22 protein-coding genes are annotated in these 21,941 nt (G+C 60.3%); 12 read left to right on the top strand and 10 right to left on the bottom strand.

What is annotated here, in order from left to right; genetic code table 11:
* Nucleotides 1-73 precede the first annotated feature (73 nt).
* The gene (locus CPH57_RS01300; protein WP_096241937.1) at nucleotides 74-553 is read right to left on the bottom strand and encodes a universal stress protein; all 480 of its coding nucleotides are present in this window, start codon (nucleotides 551-553) and stop codon (nucleotides 74-76) included.
* A 671-nt stretch (nucleotides 554-1,224) separates the two neighbouring features.
* Here CPH57_RS01300 and CPH57_RS01295 point away from each other — a divergent pair.
* The gene (locus CPH57_RS01295) at nucleotides 1,225-2,904 is read left to right on the top strand and encodes an alpha-keto acid decarboxylase family protein (protein WP_089194335.1); all 1,680 of its coding nucleotides are present in this window, start codon (nucleotides 1,225-1,227) and stop codon (nucleotides 2,902-2,904) included.
* A gap of 52 nt (nucleotides 2,905-2,956) precedes the next feature.
* Here the strand turns inward: CPH57_RS01295 and CPH57_RS01290 are convergent, their stop codons facing one another.
* On the bottom strand, nucleotides 2,957-4,060 hold the full coding sequence (locus tag CPH57_RS01290) for a DUF1615 domain-containing protein (RefSeq protein WP_060659900.1): 1,104 nt from the start codon (nucleotides 4,058-4,060) through the stop codon (nucleotides 2,957-2,959).
* Nucleotides 4,061-4,238: 178 nt separating this feature from the next.
* Here CPH57_RS01290 and tehB point away from each other — a divergent pair, with 178 nt between their 5' ends.
* On the top strand, nucleotides 4,239-5,102 hold the full coding sequence (gene tehB, locus CPH57_RS01285; RefSeq protein ID WP_033642002.1) for an SAM-dependent methyltransferase TehB: 864 nt from the start codon (nucleotides 4,239-4,241) through the stop codon (nucleotides 5,100-5,102).
* Here the strand turns inward: tehB and CPH57_RS01280 are convergent.
* Nucleotides 5,097-5,810, bottom strand: coding sequence for a 2OG-Fe(II) oxygenase (locus CPH57_RS01280; protein ID WP_096241936.1), 714 nt, complete (start codon nucleotides 5,808-5,810; stop codon nucleotides 5,097-5,099). The two genes, tehB and CPH57_RS01280, sit on opposite strands and share 6 nt — an antisense overlap.
* Nucleotides 5,807-6,862 carry a bifunctional DNA-binding transcriptional regulator/O6-methylguanine-DNA methyltransferase Ada gene (ada, locus tag CPH57_RS01275; RefSeq protein ID WP_096241935.1) on the bottom strand — a complete coding sequence of 352 codons (1,056 nt, stop codon included), beginning with the start codon at nucleotides 6,860-6,862 and terminating at the stop codon, nucleotides 5,807-5,809. Before ada ends, CPH57_RS01280 begins: the two co-directional genes overlap by 4 nt.
* 237 nt (nucleotides 6,863-7,099) lie before the next feature.
* On the opposite strand from ada, the gene leuE reads away from it, so the two are divergent.
* Together leuE and CPH57_RS01265 are read left to right on the top strand one after the other, a co-directional pair.
* Nucleotides 7,100-7,738 (top strand): leucine efflux protein LeuE, encoded by a 639-nt coding sequence (gene leuE, locus CPH57_RS01270; RefSeq protein ID WP_096241934.1) that lies wholly within the window; start codon nucleotides 7,100-7,102, stop codon nucleotides 7,736-7,738.
* Nucleotides 7,739-7,897: 159 nt separating this feature from the next.
* Entirely contained in the window at nucleotides 7,898-9,397 is a 1,500-nt protein-coding gene (locus CPH57_RS01265; RefSeq protein WP_096241933.1) for an aldehyde dehydrogenase family protein, read from the top strand.
* Between the two features lie 33 nt (nucleotides 9,398-9,430).
* Here the strand turns inward: CPH57_RS01265 and feaR are convergent, their stop codons facing one another.
* The 3 genes from feaR to CPH57_RS01250 form a co-directional block, all read right to left on the bottom strand.
* On the bottom strand, nucleotides 9,431-10,330 hold the full coding sequence (feaR, locus tag CPH57_RS01260; protein WP_096242815.1) for a transcriptional regulator FeaR: 900 nt from the start codon (nucleotides 10,328-10,330) through the stop codon (nucleotides 9,431-9,433).
* Between the two features lie 138 nt (nucleotides 10,331-10,468).
* Complete coding sequence (locus CPH57_RS01255) at nucleotides 10,469-11,110, bottom strand: DsbA family protein (RefSeq protein WP_046688321.1); 642 nt, start codon at nucleotides 11,108-11,110, stop codon at nucleotides 10,469-10,471.
* A 233-nt stretch (nucleotides 11,111-11,343) separates the two neighbouring features.
* Nucleotides 11,344-11,748 (bottom strand): Exc2 family lipoprotein, encoded by a 405-nt coding sequence (locus tag CPH57_RS01250; protein WP_096241932.1) that lies wholly within the window; start codon nucleotides 11,746-11,748, stop codon nucleotides 11,344-11,346.
* Between the two features lie 192 nt (nucleotides 11,749-11,940).
* Between CPH57_RS01250 and CPH57_RS01245 the strand changes: the two genes are divergently transcribed.
* Nucleotides 11,941-12,189: a hypothetical protein gene (locus CPH57_RS01245; protein ID WP_004940639.1), complete on the top strand. Its 249-nt coding sequence runs from the start codon at nucleotides 11,941-11,943 to the stop codon at nucleotides 12,187-12,189.
* Here the strand turns inward: CPH57_RS01245 and CPH57_RS01240 are convergent.
* Nucleotides 12,186-12,953, bottom strand: coding sequence for an NAD(P)H-dependent oxidoreductase (locus CPH57_RS01240; RefSeq protein ID WP_096241931.1), 768 nt, complete (start codon nucleotides 12,951-12,953; stop codon nucleotides 12,186-12,188). The genes CPH57_RS01245 and CPH57_RS01240 overlap by 4 nt on opposite strands.
* Before the next feature lie 84 nt (nucleotides 12,954-13,037).
* Here CPH57_RS01240 and CPH57_RS01235 point away from each other — a divergent pair, with 84 nt between their 5' ends.
* The 6 genes from CPH57_RS01235 (at nucleotide 13,038) to CPH57_RS01210 (ending at nucleotide 19,183) form a co-directional block, all read left to right on the top strand.
* Nucleotides 13,038-13,418 carry a helix-turn-helix domain-containing protein gene (locus CPH57_RS01235; RefSeq protein ID WP_096241930.1) on the top strand — a complete coding sequence of 127 codons (381 nt, stop codon included), beginning with the start codon at nucleotides 13,038-13,040 and terminating at the stop codon, nucleotides 13,416-13,418.
* 128 nt (nucleotides 13,419-13,546) lie between these two features.
* On the top strand, nucleotides 13,547-15,148 hold the full coding sequence (locus CPH57_RS01230; protein WP_096241929.1) for an ABC transporter substrate-binding protein: 1,602 nt from the start codon (nucleotides 13,547-13,549) through the stop codon (nucleotides 15,146-15,148).
* Nucleotides 15,149-15,425: 277 nt separating this feature from the next.
* Entirely contained in the window at nucleotides 15,426-15,950 is a 525-nt protein-coding gene (gene cybB, locus CPH57_RS01225; RefSeq protein ID WP_096242814.1) for a cytochrome b561, read from the top strand.
* 53 nt (nucleotides 15,951-16,003) lie between these two features.
* The gene (locus CPH57_RS01220) at nucleotides 16,004-17,290 is read left to right on the top strand and encodes a hypothetical protein (protein WP_096241928.1); all 1,287 of its coding nucleotides are present in this window, start codon (nucleotides 16,004-16,006) and stop codon (nucleotides 17,288-17,290) included.
* A complete protein-coding gene (locus tag CPH57_RS01215; protein WP_096241927.1) occupies nucleotides 17,287-18,462 on the top strand; it encodes a hypothetical protein in 1,176 nt (391 codons plus the stop codon). Before CPH57_RS01220 ends, CPH57_RS01215 begins: the two co-directional genes overlap by 4 nt.
* Nucleotides 18,463-18,478: 16 nt before the next feature.
* Entirely contained in the window at nucleotides 18,479-19,183 is a 705-nt protein-coding gene (locus CPH57_RS01210) for a hypothetical protein (RefSeq protein WP_033651033.1), read from the top strand.
* Nucleotides 19,184-19,186: 3 nt separating this feature from the next.
* Here the strand turns inward: CPH57_RS01210 and CPH57_RS01205 are convergent, their stop codons facing one another.
* Entirely contained in the window at nucleotides 19,187-20,284 is a 1,098-nt protein-coding gene (locus tag CPH57_RS01205; RefSeq protein ID WP_096241926.1) for a hypothetical protein, read from the bottom strand.
* A 501-nt stretch (nucleotides 20,285-20,785) separates the two neighbouring features.
* Here CPH57_RS01205 and CPH57_RS01200 point away from each other — a divergent pair.
* The gene (locus tag CPH57_RS01200) at nucleotides 20,786-21,319 is read left to right on the top strand and encodes a hypothetical protein (RefSeq protein ID WP_033651031.1); all 534 of its coding nucleotides are present in this window, start codon (nucleotides 20,786-20,788) and stop codon (nucleotides 21,317-21,319) included.
* Nucleotides 21,320-21,369: 50 nt separating this feature from the next.
* Here the strand turns inward: CPH57_RS01200 and CPH57_RS01195 are convergent, their stop codons facing one another.
* The gene (locus tag CPH57_RS01195; protein ID WP_033641985.1) at nucleotides 21,370-21,588 is read right to left on the bottom strand and encodes a TM2 domain-containing protein; all 219 of its coding nucleotides are present in this window, start codon (nucleotides 21,586-21,588) and stop codon (nucleotides 21,370-21,372) included.
* Nucleotides 21,589-21,941 lie beyond the last annotated feature (353 nt).

The following is a 21,941-nucleotide window of genomic DNA, read 5'->3' as shown; positions in this document are numbered from 1 at the left end:
CGTTTCGCCTTGGTTAAGCTTAGCATCGGAAAATTCGCATTGGTTTATAACGGGTTGCACCGACATCTGCATGTTAGCGCCTTTCGGACGGCAAAACCGTGGGAAAAGTCCGCTTTGTCGTTCGCCACTCGCGGGCCAGGTGCTTGACCAACACATCGACATCGAGGCGGTTCACGAACGCCAGAGAATACGAGGAATAAAGGCCAAACAGGCGGTTTTGGTGCCCGACCACCACCAAATCGATGCCGGCCTGGTGAATAAAATCGCTCACGTCCTTAAAGCGGCGAATGGTAACGATCTGCTTCACCGCCACCGGCGCATCGACGGCGCGCACCAGCCGGCTCAGCATCGCCTTGGCGGCGATCACCTCCTGCGCCTGGCGATCCTTGATTAACGCATCGCTGCCGTACTCCAGCTCGGCATAGTCGGCGTTCAGGTGGCCGACGGTGATGGCGACAGGCAGCCCATGCACCATCGCCGCCGTTTGGCGCAGCAACGGCAACCCATCACGCTCGTCGTGGATCAGCACCAGCACATGTCGATAGCTTTTCATGGCTATTTCCCCCTCAGACGAGCCCCGCTGGGACGCAGGCCCTTTGGTAGGTATACGCCATCCAGGCGCACGTAGAGAAAAGTTTACGTATCGGCCCCAAGGAATGTGATGGTCGCCACGTTATATTAGCGCTCGTAACGACGCTTGTTTACGCCGGCCCGAGGCGGCGCGCATTGCAGCCCCGTAAAATAAAACTGACAACACGACGCGAATAAAAAAGCGACATTGTTAATTTTTTGTTTTTGATTGGTTACGCGATGGTTTCATGAAATAAGCGTGCGGTGGATCACCAAAATGCCCCTTTGCGCCGGCTTCTGCCTTTCTTTACCAGCAAAAGAGCGTTACGCCACCCGATGGGATTTAACGCGGCGTCAAAAGTACCGGATGATTCGCTCTGCATCATGATAAATGCCAATACGCCGCCATTTTTCTGTCGATATACCGCCAGGGAAAAATACCGCACCGTCCTCCTGCATAATAACCACACTATTTATACATTATTCAATCGCGTAAAGCGCCGAATACAAACCGCCTATTCATCGGCTGCCACGCCTGTCTTGAACAAGCCGACACTTTAAATAACTGTTAATGCTAACGACACAACATCGCCAGCAATTTATTTTTGCTGATTTTCGCCTGACAAAATAAAGATAAATAATTCGGAGCAATCAATGAAAATAACTATCGGGTCATTCATTCTGCAACAGCTTCACGCCCTGAACGTCGATCGTATTTACGGCGTGCCCGGCGACTATAATCTCAGCCTGCTGGAGCTGCTGGAAAACGACGAGCGGCTGGCGTTTGTCGGCAACTGCAATGAATTGAACGCCTCCTACGCCGCCGACGGTTACGCCCGCATGAAAGGCGCCGGCGCGCTGATCGTCACCTACGGCGTCGGCGATCTGGCCGCGCTGTCCGGCATCGCCGGGGCCTATGCCGAATCTTCGCCGGTTATCTGCATCGCCGGCACGCCGCCGCTGCATGCGATGAAAAATCACCAGCTGTTGCACCATACCCTGGGCGATGGCAATTTCGACAACGTCATGAACTGCTTTAAACAATTCACCGTTGCGCAAGCCTTGATTACGCCGGAAAATGCCGCACAAGAAATCCCACGCGTTATTTCCCGCGCCTGGATAGAGAAGAAACCGGTGTATTTACAGCTGCCGTCGGATATTTGCGATGTGGAAATTGAAATCGCCGCGGCGACGACGGCACCGCAATTACCGGCCAGCGATAAATACAATGTGCAATTAGCGGCGATGGCGCTGTTAACCAAAATCAAACGCGCACAGCGCCCAATCATGTTGGTCGATCAAATGGTGGATCGCTACCAGTTGCAGCAGTTGGTCATCGCGGTCGCTCACCGCTTCGCCATTCCGCTGACCAATATGCCCACCGCCAAATGCATTATCCCGGAAAACACCGCCGGTTGGATGGGCGGCTACAGCGGCAATCTGTCGCGCCCCGAACTGTATGAACACATGGCCCACTCGGACTGCGTGCTGAGCTTCGGCGTGCGTTTGGTGGATTCCACCACCGGCTATTTCTCCCAGCACATTCCCGCCGCCGCTCAGGTGGACATCCAACCGTTCTCAATGAAGCTGGGCAACACCTCCTACCCGGCGGTGTCGACGGCGGATCTGCTGCAGGCGCTGTTGGATCTGAGCGAAGACGCGCCGGCGCAGCCCCTGGCGCCGTTGGCCAGCCCACATGAGAAGCTGGCGACGCCGAGCGACGCGCCTATCGACCAGGCCTATCTGTGGCGGCGCATCCAACGCTTCATCCGGGCGGATGACGTGGTGGTGGTGGAAAACGGCACCTCCGGCGCGGCCATCGGCGGCATGCGCATGCCGGACGGCGTCAAGGTGGTCAACCAACCGATTTGGGGCTCAATCGGCTATACCCTGCCGGCGCTGCTCGGCACCCTGATGGCGGCCCCTGAACGCCGCCACCTGCTGTTCATCGGCGACGGCTCTTTCCAGTTGACCGCGCAGGAAGTGTCCACCCTGCTGCGCTGCGAGCAAAAGCCGATCATCTTCCTGATCAATAACGACGGCTACACCATCGAACGCTATATCCTCGGCGAAAGCTCGTCCTACAACGACATCAGCCCGTGGGACTACGCCAAACTGCCGGCGGTGCTGAATACTCGATCGCAGCCGTTCAGCGTGGCGGTGGAAACCACGCAACAGCTGGAAATGGCCCTGGAACACGCCTCGCGGCAGGATAGGCTGGCGTTTATCGAGGTGAAAGTGCCGATGATGGACACGCCGCCGGTGATGAAAGAGTTCTGCAACCGTTGCAACAGCTTTAACTTCGGCCTGACCAACCCGCGCCGCAGCGCCTGATGCGCGATCGCGCCGCCGGTGGCTCAGGCCACCGGCGGCGTTTTCTTTAGGGTTAACCGCCGGCGCGCGCCATGCAGCGCTGGCGGCGTTCATCCACCCGCTTGGCGAACCAGGCGGTAGTCAACTTACGGGTGATTTTCGGGCTTTCCAGTTGGATGCCCGGCAGCATCTCGCGCGGCAGCTTGCCGCCCGCCAGCGCATAGACCTTCTTATACAGGTCGGTATCGGCAAAGCCGGCCGTGTCGCCTTTCTCCAGCGCCCGGCGAATGGCGCTGTCGCTCATGTTCAGGCGCTTGCCGAGCGTGCGCACCGCCAGCTCGGTGGAGCCGGGCTTGTCGCTGCCAAAGTCGATCAGATCGCCGTCCAGCGCCAGCGGAATGGCGCTCGCCCGGCTGACCGCGTTTTGGAACGCCGCGTTGCGGCTGGCATACCAGCCGGCGTTGAAGTCGGCGAAGCGGTAGATTGGCCGGCTATAGTCGGCCGGGTACCCCAGCAAATGCATAATGCCGAAGTACATGCCGCCGCGTCGGCTGAAGACTTCGCGCCGAATCGAACCGTCAACCGGATAAGGATACCCTTTGGCATGCGCCTCGGCGAAGGCGACGCTCACCTGCATCGGGCCTCCGGTATGAACCGGGTTCAAATGACCGAACAGCTTCTGCCCCATCGGCACGCGGTCGATCATGTCATCGAAGATATCGCTCAGATCCTTTTCGGTGCGCACCTTATCCAGGCGCTCGCTGTAGCTCTGGCCGTTCGACGACGAGATCTTCAACGCGGTATGCACCAAAAAGTTAGGGATGTGCATCTGATCGGCGCGGCGGTCGATCTCTTTCCAGGCGATCTTCGGCAGCCCCGGCACCTGCGGGTTAGCCTGGAACGTCGACTCTTGTTCGGTCACCGCCAGCACCGAACACAGGTTCTCATCGCTCGGCTCGATGCCCTGCGCGGCAAAGGCGGCGGTAATATCGGTAGCCCAGCCCTGACGATCGCCGGCGTTGGCCGGGATCAGCGTCATCAGTCGGGCTTTAACGTCGGCAGGGCGCGCCGCCGGCGCCGTGGTGGTAGTTTTGCTGGTACAGCCCGCCAGCGCCAGCAGCGCGGCCAGGCTCAGCAAACGGAGGGGCTTCGGGTGGCATAAACGGCGTATCGGCATCTTTTCCCTGAACGTGATGACATGAACAGCACTGAAATTAGCCCAGCCGCCGCGCACAATCCAGTATAAAGATCTCCCCGCGCCTTTCCTTCAGGCTGCTATGTTCAAACGATCGATAAAGATGTATTTTATATACATCATATAAATCACTTTGCTTGCCTAGCCAGAGGAGCCCCCTATGGAGCAGCAGTTGCTTTGCTATAAAACCCTGCCGGAATGGAACAGCGAAACGCTGCCGGAAGCCTTTCGTCAGCGCCACAACACCCAGAGCGGCACCTGGGCGAAGCTCACCGTGCTGAGCGGCAGCCTGACGTTCGCCATGATGACCGAAGACGGCGCCACCACCGAGACCTGGCAGTTCAGCCCTGAAAGCCAGCCGCCGTTTATCGCCCCCCAACAGTGGCATCGCATCGTTTCCTTTTCGGACGACATGACCTGCCGGCTGGCGTTTTACTGCACGCCGGAAGATTACTACCACAAGAAATACGAACTGACGCGCACTCACTCCGAAGTGGTTGAGGCGGCGGCGCGCATCGCGCCGGGCAAGGCGCTGGATCTGGGCTGCGGCGGCGGGCGCAATTCGCTCTACCTCAATCTGAAAGGTTTCGATGTCACCGCCTGGGACAAGCATGCGCCGTCGATAGCCCGCCTCAACCAGATCGTCGACGCCGAGCAATTAACCCGCCTGAGCGCCGGGGTGCAGGATCTCAACACCCACCGCTTCAGCGGCGAATACGACTTTATCCTGTCCACCGTGGTCTTGATGTTCCTCGAACGGCAGCAGATCCCGCATATCGTGCAAGACATGCAGGACAGCACCGTGCGCGGCGGCCATAACCTGATCGTGGCGGCGATGGATACCGAGGATTATCCCTGCCCGCTGCCGTTCCCGTTCACCTTCAGCCCGGGTGAGCTGAAGCATTATTATCGCGACTGGGAGATCCTCAAATACAACGAAGACGTCGGCCAACTGCACAAAACCGACGCCGCCGGCAACCGCATCTCGCTGCGCTTCGCCACCCTGCTGGCGCGCAAGCTATAGCGCGTCGTGAAAGATTACCCCCAGCGTGTGGCGTTGGCCGGTGCGTATCCGGCTGACGCCGTGGCGCAGATTGACCCGATAGTAGCCTTTCACTCCCGCTACCGGCCGGTGATGCACGGCGAACACTACTGCATCGCCCTGCTGCAGCGGCACCACCTCCGGCCGGCTCTGCATCCGCGGCCGCTGTTCGGTCAGCACGAATTCGCCGCCGGTGAAATCCCGTTCGGGGGCGGAGAGCAAAAACGCCACCTGCAGCGGAAATACCCGCTCGCCGTACAGATCCTGATGCAGGCAGTTGTAATCCCCCGTTTCGTAGCGCAACAGCAGCGGCGTCGGTCGCCGTTGGCCGGCCCGGTGGCATTCGGCCAGGTAAACCTCATGTTCGGCGGGATAGCGCGCCGTCAGGCCCAATAAGGCGTTCCAGCGGTTGGCCACCGGCGCCAGCCGCGCATACATCAGGCCGCGCGCTTCGGCCACCGGCGGCGGCAACGGATAGGCGAAATAGCGGTATTCGCCGCGGCCAAAACCGTGCTTCGCCATCACGATGCGGCTGCGGAAGTGCGCATCCTGCGGGTAGAGCGCCGCCAGCTCGCGGCACAGCTCTTGGCTGAGCACGCCCGGCAGACGCACGCAGCCCTGCGCATCGAGTTCACGTTCAATTGCCGCCCAGTCCAATTCGGCCAGCCGGGTCACCAGCGCGCCGCTCATCGCTGCGCCTCTTTTTCCAGCAACGCTTTCTTGCGATCGACGCCCCAGCGGTAGCCGGACAGCGTGCCGTCGTTGCGCACCACCCGGTGGCAGGGGATCGCCACCGCCAGCATGTTGGCGGCGCAGGCGCCGGCTACCGCGCGCACCGCTTTGGGCGCCCCAATGCGCCGAGCGATATCGGCATAGCTGACGGTTTCGCCGACCGGTATCGCCTGCAGCGCCCGCCAGACCCGCTGTTGAAACGCGGTGCCGCGAATATCCAGCGGCAGCGCCAACCCGTTCTCCGGCGCTTCAATCAGGCCCACCACCTGCGCCATCAGCGCTTCATACTGCGCGTCGCCGCCGATCAGCTCGGCGTTGGGGAATTTGTCCTGCAGATCCTGCACCAGCTGCTGCGCATCGTTCCCCAGCAGAATGGCGCAGATGCCCACCTCGCTCTGGGCCGCCAGGATCTCGCCCAGCGAACAGCGCCCGACGGCGAAATGGATGCGCATGCCTTTGCCGCCCGCCCGATAGGCCTTCGGCGTCATGCCCAACGCGGCGTTGGCCTGCTGGTAGAAGCGGCCGTTGGCGCCATAACCGGCGTCGAAGATCGCGTCGGTCACCGTTTCCCGCTGCGTAAGACCGGCGCGTAAGCGTTGGCTGCGCTGCGCGTCGGCGTAGCCTTTCGGCGTCAGGCCGGTGATCGCTTTGAACAGCCGGTGGAAATGGTATTGGCTCAACCCGACGTGGCGCGCCAGCGTCTGCAGCGACGGCGCTTTTTCCGCCTGCTCGATATAGCGGCAGGCCTCAGCTATCTGCCGCGCATGCTGTTCCGTCAGCGGCGTCAGCCCCTGCCGGCAGCGTTTACAGGGCCGATAGCCGGCCGCCTCCGCCTGCTCCGCGTCGTCAAACAGCTCCACGTTTTGCCGATTCGGTTGGCGTGACGGGCAGGAAGGCGAGCAATACACGCCGGTGGTTTTCACCGCGTAGATAAAGCGGCCGTCGGCGTGCTTGTCGCGGCTGACAATCGCCAGCCAGCGCGGATCGGCGCTGTCGATTACGTTTTTCATCATCCGTTCCTCACTGCGGTTTCGATGTTAACCAGCATAGTGACGGGCCGTTGGCGAAACACGCCGACTCTTGCTTTTTAATTCGTCGCCGACGTTTTCAACAATCTTTCGACAATTTTTAACCAACAACATGAAGTTTATTACGTTGCCAACCCGGTTGCACGGCGTTAGGATCGCGGCCGGCCACGGGCGTGGCCAGTGTTTCTGCCTGTTAGTTGCGCGCATGGAGAGGTTATTGTGTTAGAGAGTTTTGGCGTCCTGAATTTATGGACCTATTTGGCCGGGGTGGTCTTCATCATCATTCTGCCGGGGCCGAATACGCTGTACGTGCTGAAAACCGGCATATCGGGCGGCGTGCGCGCCGGCTATACCGCGGCGCTGGGCGTGTTTATCGGCGATGCGATCCTGATCTTTTGCGCCTATATCGGCGTGGCTTCGCTGATCCGCACCACGCCGTTCCTGTTTACCCTGGTGCGTTTTCTCGGCGCGATTTACCTGCTGTTCCTTGGCGCAAAAATCCTCTACGCCACCTTCGTGCAGAAGGCGCAGGCGCAACAGCAACAGATTGAGGGCGGCAACAGCATTCTGCGCAAATCGCTGACGCTGAGCCTGACCAACCCGAAAGCTATTCTGTTTTACGTGTCGTTCTTCGTGCAGTTCATCGATTTCAACTACGCGCACACCGGGCTGTCGTTCACCATTCTGGCGCTGATCCTCGAAGCCGTCAGCTTTATCTACATGAGCACGCTGATCTTCTCCGGCGCGATGCTGGCGCATTTCTTCAACCACAAGAAAGGCCTGGCGAAGCTCGGCAATGGCCTGATCGGCCTGCTGTTCCTCGGTTTCGCCACCCGTCTGGCAACCCTGAGTTCGTAATCCTTCCCGGCCGGCGCCCGCCGGCCGCGGTTTACTGTTCCGTCACGGCAAAATGACACGCAGGACAAATCGAATGTCAGGCAGAGCAAAGCCGCCGCTTTACCGCTGATCTAGACTCTCAGGGTTAACGATAACCTGATGAGCCTGATCGGAGGATGTATGTCTGACAATACCGTAGCCGTGCTGGATAGCGTGTCGCGTTTTCTCGATCGTCAGCATGGGCTGTATATCGACGGCCAGTGGCGCGCGTCCGCTGCGGAAGGCCGCCTGGCGGTGTATAACCCCGCCAATGGGCAGCAGATCGCCACCACCGCCGACGCCAACGAACACGACGTCGCGCTGGCGGTGCAGTCCGCCCACAAAGCCTTCAGCGAAGGCGTCTGGGCGCAGCGTCTGCCGGTCGAGCGCGAACGCATCCTGCTGCGCTTCGCCGATCTGGTGGAGCAGCACGCCGAAGAGCTGGCGCAGCTCGAAACCCTGGAGCAGGGCAAATCCATCAACATCGCCCGCGCTTTCGAAGTCGGCAGTACCCTGAACTGGATGCGTTACACCGCCGGGCTGGCGACCAAAATCACCGGTCAGACGCTGGACGTGTCCATTCCGATGCCGCCGGGCGCCAAATATCAGGTTTATACCCGCAAAGAGCCGATCGGCGTCGTCGCCGGCATCGTGCCCTGGAACTTCCCGCTGATGATCGGCATGTGGAAAGTCATGCCGGCGCTGGCGGCGGGCTGCTCCATCGTCATCAAGCCGTCGGAAACCACCCCGCTCACCCTGCTGCGCATCGCCGAACTGGCGAGCGAAGCCGGCGTGCCGCCGGGCGTGTTCAACGTGGTCACCGGCCGCGGCACCGTGTGCGGCAAGGCACTGACCGAACATCCGCTGATCGCCAAAGTCAGCTTTACCGGCTCCACGCCGGTGGGCAAAAGCATCGCGCGCGCGGCGGCGGATCGCCTGACCCGCGTGACGCTCGAGCTGGGCGGTAAAAACCCGGCCATCGTGCTGCAAGATGCCGATCCGCAGCAGGTGATCGAAGGCCTGATGCTCGGCAGCTTCCTCAACCAGGGTCAGGTGTGTGCCGCAAGCTCGCGAATTTATATCGAAGCGCCGATTTACGATCGGTTGGTGGCCGGATTCGAACAGGCGGTGAAATCGCTATCGGTCGGGCCGGGGATGGATACCGGGGCGCAAATCAACCCACTGGTGTCGCTCGCGCACCGCAACAAGGTGGCGGCCTACCTGGACGACGCCCGGGCGAAAAACGCCGAGCTTATCGGCGGCGCGGCCGGCCCGGACGCCAACGGCTTCTACATTCCGCCGACGCTGGTGATCAACCCGGATGACCGGCTGAACCTGACGCGCGAGGAAGTGTTCGGCCCGGTGGTCAACCTGATCCGGGTGGCGAGCGCCGAAGAGGCGCTGAGCAAAGCCAACGACACCGACTTCGGGCTGACCGCCAGCCTGTGGACCACCAGCTTGCAAAAGGCGATGGCGTTTACGCCGCGCATTCAGGCCGGCACCGTGTGGGTCAACACCCATACGTTGATCGACCCGAACATGCCGTTCGGCGGGTTCAAACAGTCGGGCAGCGGCCGTGATTTCGGCCCGGATTGGCTGGATGCCTACACCGAGTCGAAATCGGTCTGCATCCGCTATTGAGTGCAGCGGCGCGGGCCTGGCCCGCGCCCTGATTTACTGATACTGCCGACGGTACTCGCTCGGCGACATGCCGAAACGCTGCTTGAAAGCGGTCGAGAAATGGCTGTGATCGGCGAAGCCCCAGTCGAGGCCGACGCCGGCCAGCTTCTCCTGCCCGGCGGCGCTGCGCAGCGCCTGCGCGCACAGATCCAGCCTGCGGTTCCTGATGTACTGCGCCACCACCAGCCCCTGACGGGCGAACACCCGATACAGACTGCGTAATGACACCCCCAACTCGGCTGCCACCCACTCAGGACGCAGCTGCGGCGACTGTATATGCCTGTCGATCAACGCCAGCGCCTTGTCGAAGACCGGTTGCTGCCCCTCCGGGCGCGCCTGTTCGAGCGTCAGCGCCGGACGCAACAGCGCCGCCAGCGCATTCAGCACCGCCTCGCTTTCCGCCGCGGCGAGCTGAGGATCCTGCATACTGCTCAGCACCAGCTGGCGGCTGAGGCGCACCGCGCTGAGCTCGGCCCCGAGACGCTGGGCGCAAGGCGGCGGCACCGGCAGGCAGCCGCGCGGCAACAGCAGAGAGATTTGGCGCGAATCGCGCTGGAAGGTGAAGCTGCTGGGCCGTGAGGCGTCGATCAGCGTCATGTCGCCGGGAGAGAGCACCGTTTGGCTCTCGCCCTGCTCCATCAACGCGCTGCCGCGCAGCTGGAAGACGGTAAAAAAGTGCGCGCCGTCGCTGCGGGCGATTTCACGCGGCGTGCGATACAGCCGGGCCTGGGCCACGTCGACCACGCTCAGACGCAGCGCATGGGCGCGGAACTCCTGCATCGCCCCGCTGAAACCCGGCCCCAGCGTTTTCGCGCAGAACCTGCCGCAGGCGGTGTTGATTTTGCCCAGCCACTCTTCGAAGCCGGCGTCGCGGAGCGTTGCCAATGCCGTCATGATCTCTCCCTTCAAACGCCGGCGGCGCTGCGCCGTTGAACAGAAAATCACCATAACAATCCGTTAACACACAATCAATGGCGAGCGGGGGATTTGGCGCCGCGATCACAGATCATCGGGCGCCGGAGGGGAATCGCCTTAAGGCTGCGTATCCAACAGATGGCGCACCACCGCGGCGTACTCTTTGGCGTAGCCTTCAACGCTGGTGCTGGCCATGCCGGCATTGTCTATCTTGTATTTGCCTGCCACGTAGAACGACGGGGTGCCGCGCACGTCGAACGCTTTCACCGCTTCGTTCTGCTTGGCGATCAATCCTTTGACCAGCAGGCTGTGGCGCGCGTTTTCATAGGTAGCGGCATCGATGCCGGCCGCCGTAAACACCCGCTGAATATCGTCGGCGCCGTTGACGGCGCGCTGTTTCTGCACCGCGTCGAACATCGCCCCTTCAATCTTGTCTTCCACGCCCAGCACCGTCGCCACCGCCCAGGCTTCGGTCAGCTCATTGCCCAGTTTGCCCATCAGGCTGACGTGATATTTAGTGACTTTCTCACCGGCGGGCAGCGCCTGTGCCACGGTGCTGCCTACGCGGTAGGTTTCGGCGAACTGATAGCAAGGGCCACAGTAGAAGGAGAAGAACTCCACCACCGCCGGCGCGGCGGCTACCGGCTTATCCAGCCGGGTGTATTGCTCGCCCGCACGGTAATCCGCGGCCTGAACCGCAGGCAGCGCCAACATCAATACGACGGCGGCGGCGAACGAACGCTTAACTTTTGCCAACATAAACACTCCTGGTTTCATCTATGAACATCGTCCTTAGCGGCGGTTTTTATAATCAAATAACCGCCAGAAGACCAGTTTTTATTACCTTCTATACCCTAAATAATTGGAGTTGCATCACGGCGGCAAGAGCGGGAGTCCCCAGGAGCTTACTCAAGTAAGTGACTGGGGTGAGCGCTCGCAGTCAACACAGATGCAGCTTCAAGTATGACGGGTATATTTGTGAGGGATTATGTTCAGCGCCCTTCGTAACCGTCCCAGTACGCGCCTACCGCTTCCTGCGAGAACACCTGGCGGCGTTTAGGGTTGTCGGAGCCGCTGTAAGTGCGGTTGATGAAAATGGTTTTGTGTTCCATGTTCTGCTGGAATTCCGGGCTGGCCAGATAGTCGGCCTTTTTCTGCGCCTCGCTGCGCACCACGCCTGCCGCGCGATCCTTTTTCCCCAGCTGGTAGAACTGTTCGAACATCGGCACGGCGTTCTTAATACTGCCGTTCACATCGGTGCGGAATTGCGGATCGAAATCGTCGCGGGTTTGATAAATGTAGTGCTTGGCATGCAGCTCGGCGCTGCTGAGGTGATGGGTGCAGGCGCTGAGCGCCAACAGCGGCAACAACAGCGCCGCGCTTTTCAGTCTTTTCATGTCGTCTGTCCCTGTCAGTGAGGAAGGTTCCTTTAGCGCCAAGAGCATAGCGCCGGCCCCCGGCGAACGTCAAACGACAAAACGCGCATCGCCTTGTTTTATATTAATATTATATACATTGATTGGTATTCATTGCCTGAAACACTATGCTTTAACAGACAGGGTAAACACTCACCGACAGCGAGGCGGCCAATGAAACCGATCGACAAAAGCGTGGGGGAGTACGACCTCACGGCGGAAAAAAAAGCGGGCATGATCACCGGCACCATCCGCGGCGAACTGCCGGACAGCGACGCGAACCTGCCGCTGCTGCCCTTCTCCGGCACCTTCGCCGGCCCGAGCGTGGCCGAAGCCATCGCCGATATTCAGCAGCAGTTCCCCGACATCGAACCGGCGATTATCGACGATTTGCGCGAGGAACTGCTGAAGGCCGGATTCTAATCCGGATCGCAATGCCGCACGAACGGACTGTACACCGGCGCGCCGGGCTTCAGCGCCAGATCGGCGTCAAAATCTTCATTGCGGTTGAACGGCACCACCAGCCAGGCGGAAAACGCCTTCAAACCGTCCCGGTACGCCTGCGTCACCTTCGCCAACGCGGCATTTTGCGCCTGCAGAGCCTCGCCCGCCAACCCGCCGCGCACGCCATAGACCAGGAACGGCTCCAGCACGCTAAAGCCGATATAGTGCAACGCATGCATGATGGGCCACAGCATCAGCCGCATATCGCCGTCACGCCCGTTTGGCGCGCAGGCCTGTGCGGAAGCGCCGGCGGTGACGGTCAGCAGCGCCCGTTTGCCGCGCATTACGCCGTTCTCATGGCGGTGGCGGCTGTCGTAGATCCCGCCGTAAACGAACACCCGATCCATCCAGCCTTTGATGATGGCCGGCGCGCCGAACCACCAGAAAGGAAACTGCAACACCAGCGTATCCGCCCAGTGCAGCAGCTCGATATGCCGCCGGATCTCCGCCGGCAGCGCCTGAGTCGTCCAGTGATGGCGCTGCTCCTGCATCGCATCAAATCTGTCCGCCTGCTTTCTGCTGGGGTAGTGGCCGGCGCCCTCGCGCGGATCAAATCCCTCCTGATACAGATCGACCGTCTTCACCTGATGCCCCTGCGCCAGGCAGGCCTGCCGCGCCTGTTCGGCCAAATGAGCATTGAAAGAATGCGGCTCGGGGTGAGCCAGCACAATCAGCACGTTCATCCTGTTTCTCCCGTTGTAAGGTGGTGCTGCTATGCTGTGGCTTTATCGCACCCTTGGCAATTACGCACCTGAAGGTAACCCCCAATGGCTTATCCCGGCGACGTCTATTCGAGCAAGTGCTCCGCGCGCGATGCGCTGGCGCTGATTTCCGGCAAGTGGGTGATGCTGATCCTGCCAGCGCTGGCGCAGCGGCCGCTGCGCAACGGCGAACTGCTGCGCCGCATCGACGGCATTTCGCAGAAGGTGCTGACGCAAACGCTGCGCCAGTTGGAACGCAACGGGCTGCTCGAACGGCTGGATTTAAGTGAAAAGAATCAGGCGCATGTGGAATATCGGCTCAGCGCCGTCGCCTGCTCGCTGGTCGAGACGCTGACGGCGCTGGACCGCTGGGCGGAATACCATTTCCCCGAGCTGGACGCCGCCCGCGAGCGCTATGATGCCGACCGCAAGCGCGAGAGCGAGTAAAGCGGTTTGGCAAGCAACGCGCGGCGCACAGAATGCGCAGGTGAGACGCTTGTTCCCGGTCTCGCCATCCGTTATCTATAGTTAATTCAATTCGCCGGTAACGGCCTACTCCACCTGAGGATCTTGCCTTGACGTTTTTAAAACACCCAATCGCCGCGCTGGTGCTGGCCGGCTGCGGCCTGCTGTCGGCGGGCGGCGCGCTGGCCGCTTCCGATGCGCTGGTGTACTGCACCGTTGCCTCGCCGGAATCGTTCAACCCGCAGCTCTCCAGCTCCGGGCCAACCTTTATCGCCACCTCGCAGGTGCTGTACAACCGCTTGGTGACGCTGCGCGAAAGCGATAAAACGCCCGCCCCGTCGCTGGCCACCGAGTGGAGCGTCAGCCCGGACGGCAAGACCTACACCTTTACCCTGCGCCAGGGGGTAAAATTCAACAGCAACAAATACTTCACCCCAACGCGCGACTTCAACGCCGAAGACGTGGTGTTCACCGTGATGCGGCAGAAGGATCCCGCTAACCCGTATCACAAGGTCTCCGGCGGCAACTATGAATACTTCACCGACATGGGCCTGGATAAGCTGATCACCCAGGTGGAAGCGGTGGACGAGCATCACGTGCGCTTCACGCTGAGCCAGCCCAACGCCGCCTTCGTCGCCGACTGGGCGATGGATTTCGCCTCGATCCTGTCCGCCGAATACGCCGACGCCATGCTGAAAAAGGGCACGCCGGAATACGTCGACAACTGGCCGATCGGCACCGGGCCGTTCGCGCTGCAGCAGTACAAGCAGGATTCGCTGATCCGCTACATCGCCAACCCGCACTACTGGCAGGGCGAAGTGGCCAGCAAGCACCTCATCTTCTCCATCACGCCGGATCCGCAGACCCGGCTAGCCAAGCTGAAAACCAACGAATGCCAGATCATCCCCGCGCCGCTGCCGGAACAGTTCGCCGCCATCAAGGCCGACGGCAACCTGCAGCTGCACGACATTACCGGGCTGAACGTCGGCTATCTGGCGTTCAACACCCAGAAAAAACCGTTCGACAACCTGCTGGTGCGTCAGGCGCTGAGCTACGCGGTAGACAAGAAAGCGATCGTCGCCGCGGTGTTCAAAGACAGCGGCACGCCGGCCAATTCGCTGCTGCCGCCGGGCATGCTGGGCTACAACGATAAACTGCCGGAGTACGCCTACGATCCGCAGAAGGCGCGCGAGCTGCTGAAGCAAGCCGGGCTGGAGCAGGGTTTTGAGACCGACATCTGGTCGATGCCGGTACAGCGCCCTTACAACCCGAACTCGAAGCGCATCGCCGAGATGATCCAAAGCGACTGGGCGAAGGTGGGCGTGAAGGCCAAGATCGTCACCTGGGAGTGGGGCCAGTATCTGGCCGGGCTGCGCAAAGGCGAGCAGCAGAGCGCACTGTACGGCTGGGTCTCGGACAACGGCGATCCGGACAACTTCGCCACCCTGCTCGGCTGCGCCGGCGTGCAGAGCGGCGCCAACGTGGCGCGCTGGTGCGATAAGGATTATGACAGCCTGATCCAGCAGGCGATCCAGGAGAACCAGCCACAGGCGCGCGCCAAGCTGTATCAACAGGCGCAGGTGATCTTCGCCAAACAGGCGCCGTGGCTGCCGCTGGCCACCGGCAAAGTGTTCTACGCCACCCGCAGCAACCTGAGCGGCTACGTGGTGGACGTGAACGGCAGCGATTTCGCCAAGGCCAAATTGAACTGATCCCAGGCGCCGCAGCGAGGGCTGCGGCGCAACCCGCGTCATCGCTTAATAAGCTACCGGCCTCGGAATCTACCGCCTGTTAACTTCATACCTTACGACGCTCACGGCCTCCCCTGCCGTCAGGCGCATACCCCACTAAACCAATAGCTTAATAAGTGAGTTGAGCCTGGCGTTTTGCCTAAATTGCGCGCACGCGCTTTCCTCCGATGTAACATTTCGTTACCATCGACGCACAGACCCTTTAACATCAAAAGGTAACCCGGTGCAGAACACCTACATGCCGTGGCAAATTCGCCTGCACTGGCTGGTGGCGATCCTGCTGGTCATCGCCTGCGTCACCATCGAGCTGCGCGGCTTGGCCGAACCAGGCAGCGCCCCCTGGTACGTGCTGGTTGTCACCCACTTCAGCTGCGGCGTAACGGTATTTGCGCTGATGATCGCCCGCCTGTTCCTGCGCTGGCGCCACCCCTCGCCCGCCATCGCGCCCAAACCGCCGAAGTGGCAAACCGGCCTGGCGCACCTGACGCACACCCTGATCTACCTGCTGCTGCTGACGCTGCCGGTGCTGGGGGTCTATTCGCGCTATCTGGGCGGCAAAGAATGGTTTCTGTTCGGCCTGCCGATGCCGTTTGCCGACGTGGCCGATCGGCCGCAGGCGCGGGCGATTATCGGCTGGCACAAAACGCTGGCATCATTCGGCTACTGGCTGATCGGCCTGCATGCCGCCGCCGCGCTGTTCCACCACTATATCGTCAAGGACAATGCGCTGGTGCGCATGCTTCCGTTGCTGAAAAAGCGCTGATTACCCGGCGCCAGGGATGAATTTTCGGGCCACGCCCGCCGACAGGGAATGACATGCAAACCCAATTTTTTCATGTGACCGTCGAACAATGCGCCTGCCAGCAGACGGCGCCCGACAACCTGGTGAGGATCATCGCCTCCGGCCAGACGTTCTTTTTTTACCGTGACGACTTCAGCGACAGCGAAAATCTGCTGGCCACGCTCGCCGCCGGCGATCGGGTGAAGATCGGCGCTCACCGCCTGCGTGACGGCAGCTACTGGCTGCACTGGCTGCTGCACGGCACGAAAGGCCGGCTGGAACCCGACAGAACGCTGAAATACAAGCTGAAATACTTCGCCCTGCTGGTGCTGGGCGCCGCGTTGGCCGGTGGCTTCCCGGCCGCCTTTTTCATCATGGACCGGGAAGATTCCTGGCTGACCATTGTCCTGTTCTTTATCGCCATCATCGCCGGCCTCATCGGCATCGGCATGGTGCTGTTCGTCGGTTCAGAGCTTCTGCTGATCGGGCACCGCGGCCGCAGGCGCCTGCTCAGGGCGCTGGATCGCGTGCTGCTGGGGCAAGACGTCACGCCGCCCGATTCGCTCAGCCTGAAAATCCCCGGCATCAGATACCGGGCCGTCCGCAAAGACGCCGTGCCGACGACCGCACCGCTGCAGACCGCACTTCCCCTTCCTGACGGCGTCGAGGCCTCCGGCATCGAGACGGTCAACGCCCTGAGCTACGAACTTCGCCACTATGAGATCCCGCGGCAGGTGCAGTATTTGGACACTTATGCGTGGCGTCAGAACGAGACGCACTTCGCGGTGACGACCCGTGCGCTCAACGTCCCCACGACCAAACTGCATCCGGTATTTCGTCGGCAGCATCCGCTTTTCATCGCTAAGGGCGATCCGCTGCAGGTGTTGTACTGCGAGAACGACACCGTCCCCGAGTTGCCTACGGTGCGCGGGATCATCAATCATCGCGACCGCCAGACCTATCTCATCGGCGGCAATCGCTACTTCACCGAAGCCGGCCTTAACCTGAGCGCGCGTGTCGTTTTCATCCTGGGCGCGATCATGATGTGTTTGATGCTCGGTCTGATCGTGTGGGATAACGCCGATACCCCAGCGGGCTTTTACCTGGATGCCTGGACCCTGAAGCGCCTCGGCAGTGAGTTGCCGCCGATTCTGCTGCTGATGATGCTGATGGTCAGCGGCCTGGCGCTGCTGATCGAGGGCTTCGCCCAGATCTGCCGCCTCTACGCTTTTGAACAGCACCGCACGTTTAAGACGTTCAAATACCTGCGCAATCTGCGCCGCAGGCTATGGCGGCAGGAACAGGTGACGGAGCTGAAATGATGACGCTAGCGCTTTATAAAAGACCCCTTATTATCCTGACGCTGTTTTTGGCCAGCGCGCTGGGCGTCTATTTCCTCGCCCCTGAACAACGCTATGCGCAGTGGCAATGGACCCAGAGCGACGAGGCGTTGCCGACAATAGCCCGTTACGATCTCATCCACAGCTACCCGGCGCAGAACGGCGCTCTGCTGCTCATCAGCAAAAGAAGTGAGACCAGCGCCTACAACAGCTTCTACGGCTGGGCGGCCAACTATCTCAGCCAGGTGTTATTCACCGGCCCGAAGGGGTTGCAGATGCTGGGGCAACTCGACGAATCAATCTACGATGCGGTTTGCGTCGAGCAGGAGTGCGTGCTTTTTCTGTCCAAAGGGCGCCGGCTGGTCGATGTGCAACGGGGCACCATCGGGGCGCTGATCCCCTGGCCGGAGGGCGACGACAATCTGCCTTCCTTTATCGGCGGCAAACTGGTGGCGCTGTCGGGAAAGCGCGCGCTGTATTTCATCAGCACCGAAGGCGTATTCTACAGCCCGGACTTTGGCGCCCATTGGCGGCAGACGCTGGATCTGCCGGCGCTGTTGGATGAGCGACAGCTGCTGGGCTTTGAGCGCGGCGAGGAGGAGTCACCGACGGCTTACGCCTCCGGTAAGCGCAAATCCATGCCCGAGATCTTTACCGCCGTTGATGGCGATCGCGTGCTGTTTTGGATGAACCCGGTGCTCGGTTCCGGCGCCTTGCACATTGCCGTTAACGGCAAAACCGGCGAGGTGGCCGAACTGCATTGGCTAACGGTGCGCGTCAAGGAAAGCGCGCAGGCCCCGGATGGCGGCATCTACCTGATCGCCCAAACGCTGGACAGAGGGCTGTATCAGCTTCTGCGTTATCAATCCGACGGGCAGTTGGCAGTGCTGTTGGAAAACGGCGATAAATCGCTGTATCAGCTGTGGGCGGGCAACGACAAGCTGGTCGCCCAAACGGATAACGGCGATGCGCGCCTTTCGCTGATTTTCGATCTGCGTTCATCCGAAGTGCGCTACCGACAGCCGTTGGAGTACCGCTACAACGGGCGCGACGACGCACGCCAAACCGTGATCGAACCGGAAAGCCACTATGGCGATGACGGGGAGACCCCCGCGCTGCCCTACTTCGTTCGCTATCGCTCCACCACGCCGTGAACATAAGGAACCTGCCATGCTGTTAGGTTATGGCGCCGGCGCCGCCGGCCTGCTGGCGCTGTTATTGGCCCTGCTGCTCGCCGGCATCCTGCTCGCCTGGTGGGGCTGGCGCTACGCCGCCGCCCGCTGCGGCCGCCCGCGCCCGCCGCTTTCCTGGGGCGGCTATCTGTTGGCCTCGGCGCTGGCGATCTACCCGGTGGCGTTCGCGCTGATGCTGATCGACATTGCCCTTCAGGATCTCAAGAGCCAGCGGGCGGAAGAACGCTGGAATCGGCGCAGTTACCTGACGCTCGAGGCGGCAAAATCGTTCGGTGAAATCACCCTGCCGAAAGGCAGCTGGGTAAACCGGCAGGAGCCGCGCCAGCCCGGCACCGAAGACAGCCCCATCACGATGAACGGCGTGACTGCCGTGCGTTTTCCTCAGCCGCAGAGCGTGGCCGGCGTGCCGATCATCGCCTTCGAGGTTTTACCGCCGGTGATGGAGCTGGCAGGTGCGCATACCTTCACCCGTCCAACCGGCCAAACGGTGCACTGCGAAGCCGGTTGGCTGGTCTCTTTCTCTTTACCGCCGGATAAGCCGACCCCGCAGTGGGAGGAGTGGCAGGCCGGGCTACCTGCGGCGGCGTTTCGGCCCAGCGACTGGATCTTTAGGGAGTGCTTCTCCGGCAGCCCGATCGCGGTGCTGACCTTGCACAACGGCGAAGTCAGGGTGCTGCCTTAAGCCTTACGCCGTGGCGTTGGGCAAGCGCACGGTCACGCGGTTGTTGGCCGTTGGCAACTGCAGCGGCGTTTCCTGCCAACTTACCGCGATAACCAATACCGGCGGGGCCGGCACGCGCGGCTCACGCCCGCCTGGCCCCACGCTGTAGGCATCCCATTCAATCACAAACACCCCGCCGTCTTGCGGCTCGACCCGCTCGACGAAAAAGGTGGTGTCCGAACCGCGCCCGCCCGCCGGTTTATGCGCATAAGAGAGCAGGCTGAACCACTCGCCGGCGAAGTAGAGATGGTATAGGCCATCGACGATATGCTCGCCGCGGAACTGGCAGCCGCCGACGCTCAAACCGTCACCCGACGGGGATTCCGCCACGCGTTCGAGATCGCGCACGAAGCGATCGGTCGGCCTGTTATCCAACAACAGTTCATAAGGCGGCGTGTGCAGCAGCGCGGCAGGATCGTCCGCCTGGCGCAGATCCGCCGGCAACATCGCGCGCGCCGCCAGCACGCGGCCGCTGGGCAACGTGATCTCCAGCCGATCCGCCGGATCCGCTACCCACTGCGGCACCCACAGACCGCGCACAAGGTGCAACGGCGTGGCTTCCACCTGCCGACACGTCGCCCGCAGCCGCACCAGCGCCTCAGCGGAACCGGCGGCCAAGGCTCCCAGCTCGCGATCGGTCAACGCAGGCAGCGCATACATCGCCCGGGCGGCGGGCTCGTATACCGTCAGCTCCTCTCCCTCGCGGCTGCGGGTCGGTATCAGGCGCAGCTTGCCATCGTCCACGTCCTGCGGCGCGGCGCAGGCGCCATGCACAATCGCCCCGTCGCGCAGCAGCAGCGTCCAAAAGCTGGGGCCGCCCATGCCCAGTTCCCCCACGCCGCCAATCTGCCGGTCGCTGTCGCCGGCGTGCGCCATCTCAATCGGCTGCGAACGCCAGTCGGTCTTGCGCCACTCTGCCGCTTCTTCGGGTTCTTGCCCGCTTTTAGCGGCGCGCTTCGCCCATTGCAGCGCGGCAAACAGCGCGATGCACAGCACACCCCAAACCGGGTGATCCTGCCAAATCAATAACCAACCGACGATCAAAAGCGCCCAGGCGGCCATGGCGATGTCCTTTTCGAAGAGAAAACCGCCTGATTCTAGCTCAGGCGGTTAGTGGGGTTGAAGCCTATGCCATGAATAATTAGCCGTTAAATAGAAAGGTAATAATTTCAGCGTTATTTCTGTGACTATGAAGATCACATAAATAACGCTTCACCGAGTGGTCCCAGCGTAAAAACATAACTCTCTGTATCTCAATAAATATTTATTGCTCGATTAAAAAAACAGAAAGCGTAAAGAGAAAAAATCGCAATAATTTGTACATATTCTAAACATTGACTATGTTTAGACATACTATTTATATGCAGGAAAAAATACCGAATAAAAAATCAGAAAGGCGCTTAAAAAATTAACACAACCTTGCTTACCGCGAGGAAGAAAAACTCTTTTCCAGCAATATTCCGAGGATATTTTATCTCCACGGAACGGGTCACTTTGCGTTTTATCAGGCCAATAGGCTACACACCGCAATTAATATCATTATTAGCATTCCGGAGACCGACAATGAAAATCGTTACGGGCATTATCCTTACCTCTGTGGCCGCCTTCAGCGGCGCGGCTTACGCGGCCGATGCACAACCTACCACCGGCAACGCGGAAGTGATGCTGGAACACGTGCACGCCGTGATGGAAAACGGCAGCCCGGCGCCGCAGCACGACGCCGCCTGCCAAAAAGAACTTTCCATGCCGGAATCGAAATATATCGGCATGAAGGTCAAAACCGATTACACCATCAACAGCAGCACCATGATGATGTCGGCCAAGTCGATGTTCCCATCGCCGGATTCCATGAAACCCATGGAGCTGACGGTCGATCTCTCCGCGCTGGGCCTGGCGGATGTGTATGCCTTCGGCGCCTTTAAACCGGCCGCATTGCCGCAGGCCTATATTTATTTCACCATCGACAAGGATTTTAAAAATCCGGTCAGCACCTTTATGATCATTAACCAAGGCAAGCAATATAACTGCGTGATCTCCAGCTCGAATAAAATGATGAGCAAAGAGATGCGCGGCAAGATGATGATGAAGAAACAGTAACGGAATAAAAAACGGCGCTTCCCTTAGCAGGAAGCGCCGTCAGAAAAGCCTTAAATCAGACCAGGATTGTATTTCTGGTTGAATTTCTCTTCCGATTGGAACAGATAAATAATGCCTTCGATAAAGCCGACAATCGATGGGATCCCCGTCCAGCAGAACAGCAGGTAGAACAGCCCCCACCACTTCATCCCTAAGTAAAACTTGTGAATGCCCAGTCCGCCCAGGAAGATGGCCAACAGGGCCGCCGCGAGCTTGTCTTTTCTGCTCATAGTTCACTTCTCCTAACTTCTCACCGAACCACCGGCATGCCTAAAAACGGATGCCGCTCCACAGAGCGCCGCATCGCAATGCTTGAGGAGGAAAACATTCATCCATCAAGGCTCAACAGGGGTAATTATAACAGCTATTAATTAAACGGTTGTTTAACCGGCGAAAGGATAAGCAGGGGGATGCATGGAAAGTGAGGCTACAGATACTCGGTTTCGGCTCAAAAAAACACGCTCGCTCGCAGGAGCTCGTCGGCATAATAGATGAGCGAAAATTATCCCGCAGCCGTCATTGTAAGAGATAAGGTTAAAACAGATTTTCATTGCCTGATATCGGCATATCGTTATAATTTTTA

Source organism: Serratia sp. JKS000199 (genome assembly GCF_900215455.1).
Classification (GTDB): Bacteria; Pseudomonadota; Gammaproteobacteria; order Enterobacterales; family Enterobacteriaceae; genus Serratia; species Serratia ureilytica.
This window is presented reverse-complemented; position numbering and strand designations above follow the sequence as displayed.

Excerpts from the sequence above, each read along its gene's own strand:
- cybB (WP_096242814.1), top strand. The coding sequence starts at position 15,426 with ATGCCGTGGCAAATTCGCCTGCACTGGCTGGTGGCGATCCTGCTGGTC.
- CPH57_RS01205 (WP_096241926.1), bottom strand. The coding sequence starts at position 20,284 with ATGGCCGCCTGGGCGCTTTTGATCGTCGGTTGGTTATTGATTTGGCAG.
- CPH57_RS01290 (WP_060659900.1), bottom strand. The coding sequence starts at position 4,060 with ATGCCGATACGCCGTTTATGCCACCCGAAGCCCCTCCGTTTGCTGAGC.
- CPH57_RS01235 (WP_096241930.1), top strand. The coding sequence starts at position 13,038 with ATGGCTTATCCCGGCGACGTCTATTCGAGCAAGTGCTCCGCGCGCGAT.
- CPH57_RS01250 (WP_096241932.1), bottom strand. The coding sequence starts at position 11,748 with ATGAAAAGACTGAAAAGCGCGGCGCTGTTGTTGCCGCTGTTGGCGCTC.
- CPH57_RS01280 (WP_096241936.1), bottom strand. The coding sequence starts at position 5,810 with ATGAGCGGCGCGCTGGTGACCCGGCTGGCCGAATTGGACTGGGCGGCA.
- feaR (WP_096242815.1), bottom strand. The coding sequence starts at position 10,330 with ATGACGGCATTGGCAACGCTCCGCGACGCCGGCTTCGAAGAGTGGCTG.
- CPH57_RS01240 (WP_096241931.1), bottom strand. The coding sequence starts at position 12,953 with ATGAACGTGCTGATTGTGCTGGCTCACCCCGAGCCGCATTCTTTCAAT.
- tehB (WP_033642002.1), top strand. The coding sequence starts at position 4,239 with ATGGAGCAGCAGTTGCTTTGCTATAAAACCCTGCCGGAATGGAACAGC.
- CPH57_RS01295 (WP_089194335.1), top strand. The coding sequence starts at position 1,225 with ATGAAAATAACTATCGGGTCATTCATTCTGCAACAGCTTCACGCCCTG.
- CPH57_RS01255 (WP_046688321.1), bottom strand. The coding sequence starts at position 11,110 with ATGTTGGCAAAAGTTAAGCGTTCGTTCGCCGCCGCCGTCGTATTGATG.
- CPH57_RS01245 (WP_004940639.1), top strand. The coding sequence starts at position 11,941 with ATGAAACCGATCGACAAAAGCGTGGGGGAGTACGACCTCACGGCGGAA.
- CPH57_RS01220 (WP_096241928.1), top strand. The coding sequence starts at position 16,004 with ATGCAAACCCAATTTTTTCATGTGACCGTCGAACAATGCGCCTGCCAG.
- CPH57_RS01215 (WP_096241927.1), top strand. The coding sequence starts at position 17,287 with ATGATGACGCTAGCGCTTTATAAAAGACCCCTTATTATCCTGACGCTG.
- CPH57_RS01200 (WP_033651031.1), top strand. The coding sequence starts at position 20,786 with ATGAAAATCGTTACGGGCATTATCCTTACCTCTGTGGCCGCCTTCAGC.
- CPH57_RS01300 (WP_096241937.1), bottom strand. The coding sequence starts at position 553 with ATGAAAAGCTATCGACATGTGCTGGTGCTGATCCACGACGAGCGTGAT.
- CPH57_RS01210 (WP_033651033.1), top strand. The coding sequence starts at position 18,479 with ATGCTGTTAGGTTATGGCGCCGGCGCCGCCGGCCTGCTGGCGCTGTTA.
- ada (WP_096241935.1), bottom strand. The coding sequence starts at position 6,862 with ATGAAAAACGTAATCGACAGCGCCGATCCGCGCTGGCTGGCGATTGTC.
- CPH57_RS01195 (WP_033641985.1), bottom strand. The coding sequence starts at position 21,588 with ATGAGCAGAAAAGACAAGCTCGCGGCGGCCCTGTTGGCCATCTTCCTG.
- CPH57_RS01265 (WP_096241933.1), top strand. The coding sequence starts at position 7,898 with ATGTCTGACAATACCGTAGCCGTGCTGGATAGCGTGTCGCGTTTTCTC.